Source organism: Marinobacter sp. X15-166B (genome assembly GCF_001752365.1).
In the GTDB taxonomy this organism is placed as follows: domain Bacteria; phylum Pseudomonadota; class Gammaproteobacteria; order Pseudomonadales; family Oleiphilaceae; genus Marinobacter.
On record NZ_MEIY01000001.1, the window covers coordinates 1,074,745 to 1,088,901 of the forward strand.

Annotated in this window: 15 protein-coding genes; 8 read left to right on the forward strand and 7 right to left on the reverse strand. The window is 59.9% G+C overall.

The window, feature by feature from the left end; genetic code table 11:
- Positions 1 to 165 precede the first annotated feature (165 nt).
- The 5 genes from BG841_RS05055 (at position 166) to BG841_RS05075 (ending at position 6,280) form a co-directional block, all read left to right on the forward strand.
- Positions 166 to 1,050, forward strand: a complete 885-nt coding sequence (locus BG841_RS05055) for an AEC family transporter (RefSeq protein WP_070056656.1) — start codon at positions 166 to 168, stop codon at positions 1,048 to 1,050.
- A 177-nt stretch (positions 1,051 to 1,227) separates the two neighbouring features.
- A complete protein-coding gene (locus BG841_RS05060) occupies positions 1,228 to 1,605 on the forward strand; it encodes a DUF4398 domain-containing protein (RefSeq protein ID WP_070056657.1) in 378 nt (125 codons plus the stop codon).
- Between the two features lie 23 nt (positions 1,606 to 1,628).
- On the forward strand, positions 1,629 to 2,417 hold the full coding sequence (locus BG841_RS05065) for an OmpA family protein (protein WP_070056658.1): 789 nt from the start codon (positions 1,629 to 1,631) through the stop codon (positions 2,415 to 2,417).
- Positions 2,418 to 2,543: 126 nt separating this feature from the next.
- Positions 2,544 to 5,045, forward strand: coding sequence for an acyl-CoA dehydrogenase (locus BG841_RS05070; protein ID WP_070056659.1), 2,502 nt, complete (start codon positions 2,544 to 2,546; stop codon positions 5,043 to 5,045).
- A 335-nt stretch (positions 5,046 to 5,380) separates the two neighbouring features.
- Positions 5,381 to 6,280 carry a DMT family transporter gene (locus BG841_RS05075; RefSeq protein WP_070056660.1) on the forward strand — a complete coding sequence of 300 codons (900 nt, stop codon included), beginning with the start codon at positions 5,381 to 5,383 and terminating at the stop codon, positions 6,278 to 6,280.
- Positions 6,281 to 6,305: 25 nt separating this feature from the next.
- Here the strand turns inward: BG841_RS05075 and BG841_RS05080 are convergent, their stop codons facing one another.
- Together BG841_RS05080 and BG841_RS05085 are read right to left on the reverse strand one after the other, a co-directional pair.
- The gene (locus tag BG841_RS05080) at positions 6,306 to 6,935 is read right to left on the reverse strand and encodes a MarC family protein (RefSeq protein ID WP_070056661.1); all 630 of its coding nucleotides are present in this window, start codon (positions 6,933 to 6,935) and stop codon (positions 6,306 to 6,308) included.
- Positions 6,928 to 7,500: a gamma-glutamylcyclotransferase gene (locus BG841_RS05085; protein ID WP_070056662.1), complete on the reverse strand. Its 573-nt coding sequence runs from the start codon at positions 7,498 to 7,500 to the stop codon at positions 6,928 to 6,930. Before BG841_RS05085 ends, BG841_RS05080 begins: the two co-directional genes overlap by 8 nt.
- 257 nt (positions 7,501 to 7,757) lie before the next feature.
- Here BG841_RS05085 and BG841_RS05090 point away from each other — a divergent pair, with 257 nt between their 5' ends.
- Both BG841_RS05090 and dsbG read left to right on the forward strand, forming a co-directional pair.
- Complete coding sequence (locus BG841_RS05090; protein WP_070058695.1) at positions 7,758 to 8,597, forward strand: TlpA disulfide reductase family protein; 840 nt, start codon at positions 7,758 to 7,760, stop codon at positions 8,595 to 8,597.
- An 8-nt stretch (positions 8,598 to 8,605) separates the two neighbouring features.
- Positions 8,606 to 9,394, forward strand: coding sequence for a thiol:disulfide interchange protein DsbG (gene dsbG / locus BG841_RS05095; protein ID WP_070056663.1), 789 nt, complete (start codon positions 8,606 to 8,608; stop codon positions 9,392 to 9,394).
- 98 nt (positions 9,395 to 9,492) lie between these two features.
- On the opposite strand, the gene BG841_RS05100 is transcribed toward dsbG, so the two are convergent.
- The 5 genes from BG841_RS05100 to rlmE all read right to left on the reverse strand — a co-directional run bounded on the left by BG841_RS05100 (position 9,493) and on the right by rlmE (position 13,274).
- Positions 9,493 to 10,806, reverse strand: a complete 1,314-nt coding sequence (locus tag BG841_RS05100; RefSeq protein ID WP_070056664.1) for a DEAD/DEAH box helicase — start codon at positions 10,804 to 10,806, stop codon at positions 9,493 to 9,495.
- 246 nt (positions 10,807 to 11,052) lie between these two features.
- A complete protein-coding gene (gene arfB / locus BG841_RS05105; protein WP_070056665.1) occupies positions 11,053 to 11,463 on the reverse strand; it encodes an alternative ribosome rescue aminoacyl-tRNA hydrolase ArfB in 411 nt (136 codons plus the stop codon).
- The gene (locus tag BG841_RS05110) at positions 11,463 to 11,906 is read right to left on the reverse strand and encodes a YtoQ family protein (protein ID WP_070056666.1); all 444 of its coding nucleotides are present in this window, start codon (positions 11,904 to 11,906) and stop codon (positions 11,463 to 11,465) included. Before BG841_RS05110 ends, arfB begins: the two co-directional genes overlap by 1 nt.
- Before the next feature lie 106 nt (positions 11,907 to 12,012).
- A complete protein-coding gene (rnk, locus tag BG841_RS05115) occupies positions 12,013 to 12,426 on the reverse strand; it encodes a nucleoside diphosphate kinase regulator (RefSeq protein WP_074454289.1) in 414 nt (137 codons plus the stop codon).
- Positions 12,427 to 12,653: 227 nt separating this feature from the next.
- Positions 12,654 to 13,274, reverse strand: a complete 621-nt coding sequence (rlmE, locus tag BG841_RS05120) for a 23S rRNA (uridine(2552)-2'-O)-methyltransferase RlmE (RefSeq protein ID WP_070056668.1) — start codon at positions 13,272 to 13,274, stop codon at positions 12,654 to 12,656.
- Between the two features lie 147 nt (positions 13,275 to 13,421).
- Between rlmE and BG841_RS05125 the strand changes: the two genes are divergently transcribed.
- Complete coding sequence (locus BG841_RS05125; protein WP_070056669.1) at positions 13,422 to 14,156, forward strand: TrmH family RNA methyltransferase; 735 nt, start codon at positions 13,422 to 13,424, stop codon at positions 14,154 to 14,156.
- Position 14,157: the final 1 nt, after the last annotated feature.

Here is a 14,157-nt window from a genome sequence, read left to right on the forward strand (position 1 = left end):
TTGGTGCCTCTGCAGACTCACCTTATCATGCCCGCAACCGACTCCCTCCAGTTTGCCTCCCTACCTTGGTCAAATGCGGGGACCCGGTAGCTTGCCTCGGGCCCGCAATGCTTGCGAAGCTAGCAGCTTGTTCTCGTTCGACATTACCCGTTCCGGAGCCCTTATATGCTTGCCCAGATTCTCGCCACGCTGTTGCCGGTGTTTGCAATCGCCGCCTGCGGTGCACTTTATGGTCGTTATCGCAGCCCCGATATCCAGGGACTGAACACCCTGAACATGGAACTGTTTGTACCCATGCTGGTGTTTGCGGTGCTTGCCGACCAGCAGGCCCCGTTGCAGGATTACGCCCATTTGGCGGTGGCTGCGACGGTGATCGTGCTCGGTTCGGGCCTGTTGCTGTGGCCCTTGGCGAAATGGCTGCAACTGGATGTCAAAACCTTCCTGCCTCCGATGATGTTCAACAATTCCGGCAACATGGGGCTGCCATTGATTGTGCTGGCATTTGGAGAAGCGGCGCTGCCCGCGGCGGTGGTCTTGTTCATTGTCGAAATGCTGCTGCACTTTTCCGTGGGGCTGCGCATGCTCGACCCCCACTCCCCGTTGTGGCGTTTGTTCAGGGTACCGGTGGTGATCGCCACCATCGCCGGTCTGAGCATCAATCTGGGAGGCGTAGCTCTGCCCGGCTGGCTGCTGGAGGCCCTCAATATGCTCGGCAGTGTATGCATTCCGCTCATGTTGTTTACCCTCGGCGTGCGCATGCTGGAGGTGGACTTCAACGACTGGAAACTGGGCATGCTCGGGGCGGTTGCCTGCCCCCTCAGTGGCCTGATTCTCGCCTGCCCGCTGGTGTGGCTGATGGACCTGCCGCCCCTGCAAGTGGCCGCCCTGTGGGTATTCGCCGCGCTGCCACCGGCGGTCTTGAACTATATGGTCGCCGAACAATACCGTCAGGAGCCTCACCGGGTGGCCTCGCTCGTACTCATCGGCAATCTGGGCAGTTTGGTGGTCATGCCTCTGGTGCTGGGAGCGGTGTTTACCCTGCAAGCCTGACCCCAGCGACGCGCCGCCGCGATCGCCCGCCCGGCTCAGCCGATGCACGATCAGAGTTAGCGGCGCCGGCACCGGCTGCTATAGTTAAGTCTAGCCGTTTTCGTCAGGCAGTCCGTCCGTTATGAGCAGTAGACGAGAGGGGATGACGGTTCCGTTTTCCACTCAAGGAGTCGCTGCATGAATCTTCTTCGAAATTGCAGGCACGCCGCGATTGCGCTCGGTTGCCTCATTCTGTTAGCGGGGTGTGCGAGCAAAGCTCCGCGACCCGATGCTTTGGTTATCTCCGCCTCGGCGGCGATCGAACAGGCCGAAGCAGCCGGCGCCCGTCAGTACGAACCTGTGCTGCTGAATCAGGCCACCAATAAGGCCGCCGACGCCCGGGAACTGATCGACCGGGAACAGTACCAACAAGCCACACGCCTGCTGGAGCAGGCCACGGTGGACGCCCAGCTCGCGGCAGCCAGTTCGGAAACGCAAAAATCCCGGCAAGCCGCTGAAGAAATCAGCCGCAATATTGAAGCCTTGCGTATGGAACTCAATGAGAACGCCCAGTGAGCCCTGCAACAGGAGATGACACCATGATCAAGCAGAGTCTGTCTGCAAGCCTGTTGGCGGTGGCGTTTCTGGCCATCGCAGGCTGCGCCAGTGCCCCCCAGGACAACGCCATGGTCGCCGAGGCCCGCCGTGCCGTCGCCGCCATTGAAAACGACCCCAACGTTGCCCGCAGCGCCGCCACCGATCTGCGCAGCGCCAACAAATATCTGGAAAACGCCGAGTCACTGCTGGCCGAAGACGCCGAAACCGTCAAGGTGGAACACGCGGCTTATCTGGCCAGGCAACATGCGATGATCGCCGCCCGAAAAGGCGAACGCGAGGCGCTGAGCAAACGCATCAACCAGGCGGAAGAGACCCGCCGCCAAATTATGCTGCAAAACAGTAATCGGGAAGCCGAGGCATTGCGCCGGCAAATGGCCGCCCTGCAAGCCGAAAAAACCGAGCGGGGCATGGTGCTGACCCTCGGTGACGTATTGTTCGACGTCAACAAAGCCGACCTCAAAGCCGCGTCTGCGCGCACCATCGACCGGCTGGCCGAATTCATGGCCGAGTACCCGGAGCGGCGGGTGCGCATCGAAGGTTACACCGACAGTACCGGTGACGCCGGGTACAACCAGCAACTGTCCGAGCGCCGCGCCCTGGCGGTGCGCGACGCCCTGCAGGCCCGGGGTATTGCCAGCAGCCGGATCGAGTATCAGGGTTACGGCGAACAGTACCCGGTCGTCAGCAACGATACTGCCAGCGGCAGGCAACAGAACCGGCGGGTGGAAATCGTGATTTCTGATCAGGACGGCCGGCTGCAAGCACGCTGACGCGCCTCTCGGACGGTGTTGTAAACGCCCCCAAGCCGGACCATCCGCCCCGGCTTGGGGGTGCCTTGACCCAACCATGTAACCGGCGTATCACTGGTTCACCGGCACTCGGAAAGGGACCTCACTATGAGCGTTTTGCTACTGTTAATCAGCGCCCTGGTGTTGATTTATCTGGGCATCGGTGGAACCCGCGCCACAATCACGCTGGTGATCGCGCTCCTTATCGGTGTGGTGCTCGATGATTGGCACTTTCTCAGCCTGTTATTGGGCGGTGCGGCGCTTGCTTTTGGGCTGCTCCTCCTGTTTCCGACTCAATTGCGCAAAGACAGACTGAGTGCTCCGTTATTGCGCTGGGTAAAGGGCAAACTGCCCCAGTTGTCCGCCACCGAGGCCGAAGCGCTGCAAACCGGCACCGTCGATTGGGATGGGGAGCTGTTTTCCGGCCAGCCCGACTGGTCCAAACTACTGGCCGCCGCACCGGCGCATCTGAGCAACGAAGAACAGGCTTTTCTGGACGGACCGGTGGAAGAACTGTGCGGGATGCTCGACGACTGGAAAATCACCAACGAACTCTATGACTTACCGGAACAAGCCTGGACGTTCATTCGCCACAACGGTTTTTTCGGTTTGGTGATTCCCAAAGAAGATGGCGGGAAAGGCTTTTCCAATACGGCGCATTCCGAAATTGTGATGAAACTATCCACCCGCAGTGTATCGGCCGCCGTCACCGTCATGGTGCCCAACTCGCTCGGCCCGGGCGAGTTGCTGATGCATTACGGTACCGACGCCCAGAAAAAACACTACCTGCCCCGGCTGGCGGCGGGCACCGAGATTCCCTGTTTCGCACTCACTTCACCGATTGCCGGTTCCGATGCGGGCGCCATTCCCGACAAAGGCATCGTGTGCCGAGGCGACTGGCAGGGCGAGCAGGTGCTGGGGCTGAAGGTCACCTGGAACAAGCGGTATATCACCCTCGCACCGGTCGCCACGCTGATCGGGTTGGCCATCAAGGTGTACGACCCGGACCGGTTACTGGGTGGTGAGGAGGAGGTGGGCGTGACCTGCGTGCTGGTGCCCGCCGACCTTGAAGGGGTGCACCGCGGTGCCCGTCACTTGCCCATGAACACCGTCTTCATGAATGGACCGACCTGGGGCACGGAGGTGTTTATTCCTATGGACCAGGTCATTGGCGGGCAAGCGATGCTCGGTCGTGGCTGGACCATGCTGCTGGAATGCCTGTCCATTGGCCGCTCCATCTCACTGCCGGCGCTGGGCACGGGCGCTGGCAAGGTAGCGTGTCTGGCCACCGGCTCCTACGCCCTGGTGCGGGAGCAGTTTGGCCGCTCCATCAGTCAGTTTGAAGGCGTCCAGGAGGCATTAGAGCCAATTGCCGGCTACACCTACATGATGGATGCCGCCCGTTTATTGACCGCCGGCATGCTGGATCGGGGGGTCTGGCCCGCGGTGCCTTCCGCGGTGCTGAAGTACCGCAATACCGACCTGATGCGCGAGGTGATCAATCACGCCATGGACGTGGTGGCCGGGCGTGGTGTGATCACCGGACCACGCAATTTTCTGTCCCGTGCCTACCAGGCCGTTCCCATCGGCATCACCGTTGAGGGGGCCAATATTCTGACCCGCAGTCTGATGATTTTTGGTCAGGGCGCTATTCGCTGTCACCCCTTCATCGCCGAGGAAATAGCCGCGGCGGGCATGGAAGACCAGCAGGCCGCGGTGGAAAAATTTGACGGGGTATTTTACCGGCACCTCGCTCACACCACCCGCAACGCCCTGCGTGCACTGGTTCTCGGCCTGACCCGAGGGGTGCTTGAACCAGTCCCGGATCGGGGCAACATCCGCCCCTGTTATCGCCAGCTGGCACGTTTTTCAGCCGCATTTGCGCTGTTGACCGATGTGACCCTGCTGTCCGTCGGCGGCGCCCTCAAAGCCCGCCAGCGTTTATCCGGGCGCATGGCTGACTGCCTGGTGCACCTTTATTACGCCTCCGCCATCATCAAACAATGGCATGAGGAGGGGTATCCCCCCAACCAGCGTCCGGTGGTGGAGTGGGGTCTGAAAACCTGCCTGCGGGATCTGCAGCATCAGATGCGGGAACTGATCATCAACTTCCCGGTAAGGTCCCTGCGCTGGCCCTTGCGCCTGCTGGTGTTCCCCTTGGGTGCCACCGGCCTCAACGGGCCCGGCGACCCACTGGGCGCCACCGTTGCCGCCAGTATTGTGCAAGACACGCCCCTGCGGGAACGCATCACCCGGGGCTGCTTCCGGACAGACAACCCGGACGACCCACTGGGACGGGTACTCCAAGCCTACCGGCTGGCCAATGAAACCCGGGAAATGCGCGCGCGCCTGCACCAGGCCATCCGCGCCCGTAATGAAGACGAGCTGGATGCCATAGCCTTGCTGATGGGGCACGAGCGCAAACAGCTGGTGGACTGGGCCTGTGAACAAGACATCATTCAAGGTTCCGAGTGTGACGCGCTGCTGGAAGCCCTGACAGCCCTGTACGACGTGATACGGGTGGATGCCTTCGACGCCGACGGTCTCAAGGAACTGGCTGCCGCCGCCGAGGGCAAACGCCGGGTGATTGAGCGCCCTCCCCACGAGTAATCGAGGCGGCTGCGGGACCTTGTTTTTCACCGCCCCTGTGTGGTCCGGGTTGGTGGTTTTACCTATCTGATTTGTCTGCAAATACGGGTAAATCAGCATTATGCCGGACCGTGCTTGTTGACTACACTGACGGTCCCTTCTGACTCATTCGTAAATCTACTGTTTGGTACTTGGGGTTCTGGCCAGGGCGCCAGTCTGATGAGCTGGCTGCAGAGCCACCGCAGGGACTGACGCCTTCCGCTAATGCCCGCACCGACAAGCCCTGCAGATGCTCAGTAGGTTCACCTGAACACCGCTACGTATACGACAACTACCAACAGGGAGGAAGCCAACATATGTCTGGAAAAACCGTCAACAGTGCCATCCTGTTACTGATCATCGGCAATGCCATCGCATTGGTGTCTGATGTATTGATCAAGATGCTGGGCACCGACGTCCCGATCTTTCAGTTTGCATTCATCCGCTGTGCCGTTACCCTGCTGGTGCTCTTGCCCCTGTGGAAACAGATCAATCGGGAAAAGTTGTTTGAAGGGGGCGTAGTACACTGTTTCCGGGCACACGCCCATCTGGCGGGTATTGTGTGCATGGTAATCGCTCTGGGGTCATTACCGCTGGCCACCGCGAACGCGATCTTCTACGTTGCGCCCATTCTGGTCATGGTGCTGTCGGTGCTGGTATTCGGGGAGCGCTTGTCCACCTTGAGTGTATTGGCCGTGGGCTGCGGCTTTTCCGGCATCATTGTTATCCTGCGTCCGGTGGAGTTCAACTGGGCCGCCATCATGGCGTTGGGCGCGGCCGCGTCTCTTGCGGTCAATGCGGTGATGGTGCGCATGTTGCCAAAGCACCAGACCACCGTGCACACGTTGTTCCTGACCTATCTGATGGTTTTACCCGCCAGTTTTGCCCTGATGCTGTACGAAGGCGCTCCCTTTAACCCGGCCATCGTGACCACCGCCATTGCGTCGGCGCTGTTGATTTTGGGTTACAACATCACCGTGCTGCTGGCGTACCGGCAAGTGGACGCCAACCAGGTGACCAGTGCGGAATACACCGGACTGATCTGGGCCGTCGCCATTGGCTGGATCTGGTTCAATGAAACCCCCGACCTGTGGTTCGTGGTGGGCAGCTGCATGATCGTAATCCCCCTGATCATGGTCAGTCTGCGCCAGCGCCGTCTGCCCCGCGCCGAAAGCCACTTTGTCACTGCCAGGGAATGTCCGGAAACCTCCGGCTGAGGCGTTGCCGGTGAGCGGCTGAACCTCAGAGTCCGGCACTGGCAATAAAGCCGGCAACCCCCGTCAAAACAATTTCGGCGGCCATGGCCGAGAGCACCAGGCCGCTGATTTTCGACATGATATTCAGACCGGTTCGGCCCAAAGCCTTTTCCAGATAGTTGGACAGGTACAGCAACAGGGCCAGAAACAGCAACCCGGTGACCAGTCCCAGGACGCCGCCGATCATTTCGGTGGCGGTTCTCAGTTCCGCACCGTATACCAGGATGGCACCGATGGTGGCAGGCCCGATCATCACCGGTATGGCCAGCGGGACCACGGCAATGTCGTCGCGGTCCTCCACCGGCAAGCCCGTGGCGTGATTGCGGGTACCGCTGTTCACCAGGCTGATTGCCGTCAGAAACAGCAGCGTGCCCGCACCGATACGGAACGAGTTCAGGGTGATGCCGATCGCATTGAACAACACCGGACCGGCAAAGAACAGAATCAGCCCCAAAATCAGTGCCGACAGGGTGGCACGCCGGATAATCGAATTTTTCTCAGCCGCGGGTTGGCCTCGGGTCAGCGCCAGAAACATGGTGACCACAAAAAATGGCGCCAGCAGAAACAGGAAGCGGATGGCACTGCTCAGGTAGGTGCCCAGAAAAGAGTCAAGCATCGGCGGGGGTCCAGGAGAGCAAGGTTTCCAGGGTGAATACGTGGTGATCGTCGTCCCCCAGACTGCGCAGGGCATCGGCCAGCTGCAGCAGGTAATCCCGGTTGGGCCCACTGGGGCCCTCGGCGGTGTCGATCTGTCGGGCGATATCCAGGTCATCAGCGGGGCCGAGAAACGCACTGTTATCGGCGGTCGCAATGTACACCAGACCGTCACACCGGGTGCCGTCATCAAACTGCATGGCGGTGGTAAATCGCAGGTAACCGTTTTTTTCCCGCTCATCCAGATGAGTGAACACTTCAGGGGCGACGCGATAGGCCATGCCCCGGCATCGGGCCCCGGGCTGTTCCACCAGAGTGACAACCCGTCCGGGCGCCTGCGGCGTACCCCGATGGTCATGGGAGCCCTGCCAGAAGCGCCGTGCCCAGCCTTCGATACTGGCGGCCCGTTGTTCCAGAAAGGGAAAGTCGACCTTGTAAATCAAGGACCCGTAACCAAACAACCACACCGACGACACCCCTTCAAAACACTGGCGCTGGCGGTTGTCTTCAATGGTATTGGCGATCATGCAACCTGTCTCTGCGGAATTCGTCGAAAGGACTTGCGAAACCCCTCACGGAGCGTTGTTTAAACTGCCCATCCTAGACGCTCTGCGGGGCGGCTGACAATGCGGGAAAACCCCTGCGCAACCCGCGCGGGTGCCCTGCGTCTCATTTTCACACAAATGAGTATATGCTGCCCGGGCCCGGTGAACTCCCGGCCAATTTTCCGGTCAACCCGGGTTCATGGCTGCAATGCGCCCTTTTCGTTAAACGGAGTCTGTCGATGTTGTCGGTCAGTGTTGGCCCCCTGAGTCTGTCCCTCGGACAACTGCTGGTGATGGTGGCCTTTGTGATTGCGTTGATCACCGGCGGGCTGGCGGGCCGACAACGGCAAATACCCACCGCCAGTACGCTGGTAGACGTGTTTGTCGTGGCCATGCTGAGCGCCCGACTGGGGTTTGTGGTGCGCTACTTTGACTATTACCGCGACAACCTGTTCGGTCTGATTGACATCCGCGACGGCGGCTTCGATATGGTTTCCGGGCTGATCGGCACCCTCGCCTTTACTGCCTGGTTGCTGTGGCGTCGCCCACCCATCCGTCGCCCTCTGGGGATCGCCGTTACCGCCGGTCTGCTGAGCTGGGGGGCCACTTTTGGGCTGATCAATCTGATTGACCAACAGGCAACGGCCATGCCGGAAGTCGCGCTCACCCAAATGGACGGCACCGCCGTGCAACTGAGCGCGGTGGCCGCAGGCCAGCCCCGGGTTGTCAACCTGTGGGCCACCTGGTGCCCGCCCTGCGTCCGCGAAATGCCGGTGCTGGAGGCCGCCCAGCAACAGTATCCGGAGATTGCCTTTGTGTTTGTAAACCAGGGCGAGCCGGAAGAGGCAATCCGCCGGTTTCTCGACGAACAGGGATTATCACTGGAACATGTGTACAGTGACCGCTCCGGTCTGGTGGGCCGGCAAGCCGGCAGCCAGGCATTACCAACCACATTATTTTATGATGCCAACGGACGACTGGTAGACTCTCATCTGGGCGAGCTGTCCAGAGCCACACTCGCCCAGGGTCTCAGACGCTTCGATGCGCACTATCTGACCCCCTCATCTACTCAGGAGTAACAACGACTATGACCGGACCAACCCCCCTTCGCCGCCTGGCTCTCGGAGCCGCTCTGGCAACCACGGCACTGCTGCCGCTGACGGTGCAGGCGGCCGACTATCCGGCTCCGGTGCAGCAGCTGGTTGAGCGTGGCGTCGATATTGTCGACCAGTTTGATGCCCCGGGAAACCTGACCGGGTATGTTGGTGAAATGCAGGGCCAGCCGGTTGCCTTTTATCTGACCGATGACGGCCAGCACGTGATCATCGGCCCCATGCTGGACGCAGCAGGCAACAACCTCACCGATGACAAAGTGCAGAAACTGGTTATCGGCCCCAAAATGGCCCAAGCCTGGCCGCAATTGGAACAAAGCAACTGGGCCCGCGAAGGTGACGCCAATGCGGAAACCATTGTCTACACTTTCACCGACCCCAACTGTCCGTACTGCCATAAATTCCACGAAGCGGCACAACCCTGGGTGGATGCGGGCAAGGTACAGCTGCGCCACGTGATGGTAGGCATTCTGCGGGCCGACAGCCTGACCAAAGCGGCCACCATTCTGGGCAGCAACAACCCCCACGAAGCCATCGTCCGTCATAACGCGGCTTTCTCATCCGGCGGTATCAAAGTCGATGACCGTGCGGTGAGCAAAGCCCGTGACCAGGTCGCCGCCAACAACCAGCTGATGCAAAGCCTCGGTCTGCGGGCCACACCCAGCACCTTCTACAAGGACGCCGATGGCCAGGTGACGATGAAGCAGGGGCTGCCCCGCCCGGCGGAAATCAGCGCCATCATGGGCAGCGAGCGCCCCCGGTAATCCGGGCCCGACCGGTGCCCGAGCCATAAAAAAGCCGCGCGGACCATCAGGTCCCGCGGCTTTTTTTAACATCACGCGTCGGCGCTTGTTACGCGCGCTCAGTCCCGTGCAGACTGCGGACTGGAGCGACGTCCGCTCTGCCCCTGGTTCCGCCCCTGCCCCTGACCACGGCCGTTCCCGCGACCGCGGCCGGGCGCAGCACTGGTCCCACCGGCAGGACGACGGCTGCGGTTACGGGCTCGGCTGGGGTCCGCCTTGGCCTTGGGTTTCAGCGGCAAATTGTTACTCGGCTCAAAGCCTTCGACGGTTTTGCGCGGCAGCTGCTTTTTGATCAGCCGTTCGATGCCCGCCAACATACGGCCCTCATCGGCACTGACCAATGACAACGCATGCCCCTGCTCACCCGCGCGACCCGTACGGCCAATGCGGTGCACATAGTCTTCCGGCACATTGGGCAACTCGAAGTTCACCACCTGTGGCAATTGTTTGATATCCAGACCACGGGCAGCGATGTCCGTCGCCACCAGCACCCGCACTTCACCCAGTTTGAAATTGCTCAGGGCCCGCGTCCGTGCACCCTGTGATTTGTTGCCATGAATGGCGGCGGCGGTAATGCCGTCTCTTTCCAGTTTCTGGGTCAGACGGTTGGCGCCGTGTTTGGTGCGGGTAAACACCAACACCTGTTGCCAGTCGTTTTGCTGCACCAGCTTGCTCAGCAGGGCCGATTTCTGACTCTGGTCCACCGGGTACACGGTTTGCTTGATCGTTTCTGCGGTGGTATTCCGGGTCGCGACTTCAACCTGCACCGGGTTGTTCAGCAAGCCTTCAGCCAACTTGCGGATCTCACCCGAGAAGGTCGCCGAGAACAGCAGGTTTTGCCGCTGCTTGGGCAGCAGCGCCAGAATTTTGCGAATGTCGCGGATAAAGCCCATATCCAGCATACGGTCGGCTTCGTCCAGCACCAAAATTTCAACTTCGTTGAAGCGCACGGCGTTCTGGCCGTACAGATCCATCAGCCGGCCCGGAGTTGCTACCAGCACGTCCAGGCCTTTGCGCAGTTTCATCATTTGCGGGTTGATCTTTACCCCGCCAAAGACGACCGCCGAGGCTGTGGGCAAATATTTGCTGTAATGCTCCACGCTCTCGTGAACCTGCGCCGCCAGTTCACGGGTAGGCGCCAGAATCAGGACCCGGGGACCTTTGCCTGCACGGGGCTTTTCCGCCAGACGCTGTAGCAAGGGCAAGGTAAAGCCTGCGGTTTTACCGGTACCGGTCTGGGCGGCGGCCATGACATCCCGGCCGGAAAGTACGGCAGGAATCGCTTGTTGCTGAATAGGTGACGGTGTTTCATAACCCTGATCCGCTGTTGCACGAACCAGCTTCTCGGTAAGGCCGAGTGAAGAAAAACTCATAATTGATTAACTCTTGGATTGTCCCCCGACAAGGCGGGAGAGCCCGTGACCGAATCACGGAAATAAAGAACGACTACGGTCACCCACCAATGCTGGGGTGCCGTCCTCTAACAGGTCGTATCGGATGAGCCCGCGAGTTGGCATAACTAACCGTTAACTGCGGATTCCTTCGAGGCAGGATGCACGCACACTAACAGAGCGCCGGGTGAATAGCCATAGGTAGATAAACATCCCGGGGCGTTTTAGTCACAACACTCTGCCCCGCAAGGCTTTGATTTTGCCCCGCTGCGCTTTGTTGTCGAGACGCCGGCGCCGGGCTGACAGCGACGGCCGGGTGGCACGGCGCGCCTTTCTGGGTTTGACCGCTTCCTGAATCATCACTCGCAAACGTTCCAGAGCGTCGTCCTTGTTCTGCTCCAGGGTTCGATAAGTCTGCGCCTTGATGACAATGACGCCGTCTTTGCTGATGCGCTGGTCAGCCAGCGCCAGCAGACACTCCTTGTAATAGGCCGGCAAAGCGGAATTGGGCACGTCAAAACGCAAATGGACGGCCGACGAGACCTTGTTCACATTCTGGCCACCCGGCCCCCGGGCGCGCACCTGGGTAATTTCAAGCTCCCAATCCGCGATGCTCACTGCATTGGAAATGCGCAGCATTACTGCGCCGTGGTGACATACTTCAGCACTTCCACCACCTGTTCCGGGGTTTGCGCCCACGCCATGGCGGCGGCATCAACCTCTTTCAGAGGATGAATAATATCCTTATCGTGCAGGGTGATGTAAGGCGTACCCAGGGCCGCACAATAGCCCGCATCAAAGGCCGCGTTCCACTGTTTGTATTTGTCACCAAAGCGAATCACCGCCAGATCACACATTTCAATCAAGGTTTGGGTACGGATACCATTCACCTTGGCCGATTTATGATCCCGCCAGAAAGAATCGGATTCATCCCCCAGCACATCACCCGCTGCATCACTGGCGTCATGGTTGGTGACCGGCGCGGTAAATTCAACCGGTAATCCGGCCGCTTGCGCACCGGCCTGAATCTGTTCACGCCAGTCGGTATGGATTTCACCGGAAAGGTAAACGGTCCAGATCATAATGGTCTCCTGCTATGGTAATCAGATGTCATTGAAAGGCCATACAACCCGGTGGATGATACGCCACCGGGGCAACAGAAGCACATCGGCACCCTTGCGACAAGAATCAACGATGGTATTCGCCGGCGCGCTCCGGCTGGAAAATAACGTCCTCTATGCGCACCCGCAATACCCCGCCACCCGGCTTGGGCCATTCAATTTCGTCCCCCTGGGAAAGCCCCAGCAGAGCACTGCCCACCGGCGCCAGGATCGAAATATTGTCCGCCTCGGGGTCAACATCCCGGGGATAGACCAGGGTCAGGCAAAACTCTTCGTCCGATGAGGTCACCTTGAACTTGACGGTCGAATTCATGGTGACCACCGTCTCGGGAACCTCGGTCGGCTCGACCACCTCCGCGCGATCCAGTTCCGCTTCCAGCGCGTCTCTGCCCGGGAAGGCGTTCTCCGGCAGAGAGTCGAGCAACGCATCGAGGCGTTCGGCGTCGAGCGACGACATAATGATTTTTGGCTTTGTACTCACGTTAACCCTCTTATACTCGTTGTTAATACTTTATTGACGTAAATAGCTAAAACGGTGGAACAGACCGATCCACCTGCCTGGGCAGACTATCTGGAAAAATAACTATAAATATTAAGGTGTTGCTACAGAACGGAAAAACGAGAGACGCCGGGTCTCAATACGACTCTAGCCCAGACTGACGGCCTTGGCTACTGGCGGGTGCAGCGGACCGGAAAATAATTGCGGGCTCAGCGTTTATAGCCCTTGCCCACCAGATAAACCTCCCGGGAACGGGCCCGTGACGAATCCGGTTTGCGCACCACCACCTTGTCAAACACCGCACGGACCGCTTTGACATACTCGTCGTAGCCTTCACCATGGAACACTTTGGCCACAAAGCTGCCTTTGGGCTTGAGCACCTCGCAGGCCATGTCGAGGGCCAGCTCGACCAGATACATGGACGCAGCCTGATCCGCAGCATTGACCCCGCTGATATTGGGCGCCATGTCCGACACCACCACATCGGCCCTGGCACCCGCCAGTGTGGCCATAATCGCCTCGAACACCGCGTCCTCGGTGAAATCTCCCTGAATAAACTCAACCCCGGCGATCGCCGCCATGGGGAGAATGTCCGACGCTATCACCCGGCCGTTATGGCCCACCAGATCGGCCGCCACCTGTGACCAGCCACCGGGCGCGGAGCCCAGATCCATCACCAGCATATTGGGACGAATCAACTTGTCTTTTTTGTTGATTTCAAGAAGCTTGTAGCTGGCGCGCGAGCGGTAACCGTCCACCTGCGCCTGTTTAACGAAGGGGTCGTTGACGTGCTCATCGAGCCAGCGATTACTGCTTTTGGAACGGGCCATGGGAAGTTTGTCACCTGAAGAAATTCGGTCGTTATTGTACGTCGCCGGCGCAATCGCCGCAAAATCCGGGGCTGCGGCCGGTGACACTGACATTGCCCGACGGCCCACGTACAATTGGTCCCTCCCCTACACTGCCGGATCGACCCCGTGAAACTGGATGACGTAAAAAAACTGCACCAGAAAAAATATCGCCAGGCATTCGGGCACTATCTGGTGGAAGGCGAGCACCTGATTCTGGAGCTGCAAAAAGCCGCCCGCCAACAACCCGCCCTGCAACGGGCGCAGCTGTATGTGACCGACGCCTACAGTAGCTGGGCCAGCCCGTTTGACACTCGCGTGGTCAGCGACCGGCAAATGGCGCACATCGCCGACACCCGCACCCCGCAGGGCATTCTGGCGGTCGTGCCGCTGCCGTCGGCCAGCGGTACCCAGCAGGCTGACTCATCCGCTGCCAAGGCAATTTACCTGCATGAAGTGCAGGACCCCGGCAATCTGGGAACAATTTTGCGCACCCTGGCCTGGTTTGGCGGCTTTCGTTGCCTGCTCAGCCCCGACAGCGTCGACCCCTACAACCCCAAAGTGGTTCGCTCGAGCATGGGGGCCATCTTTCACGTGCCCCTGGAGACGGGCGTGTCTCTGGAGTCTCTGCCGCACCGCTATGCCCGCATCGCTTGCCTGGATCTGGACGGTGACCGCCTGACGGCCACCGGCTTTCAGCAGAGCGACTGCTATGTGTTTGGCAACGAAGCCCGCGGGGTACCCGCCGCCGCACGCCAGCAACTGAAGGCGCGGGCGTACAGCATCCCGGGCAGTGGCACCATCGACTCCCTCAATCTGGCGTCGACGGTCAACATGTGTGTGTACGAACTGATGCGCCAATAAT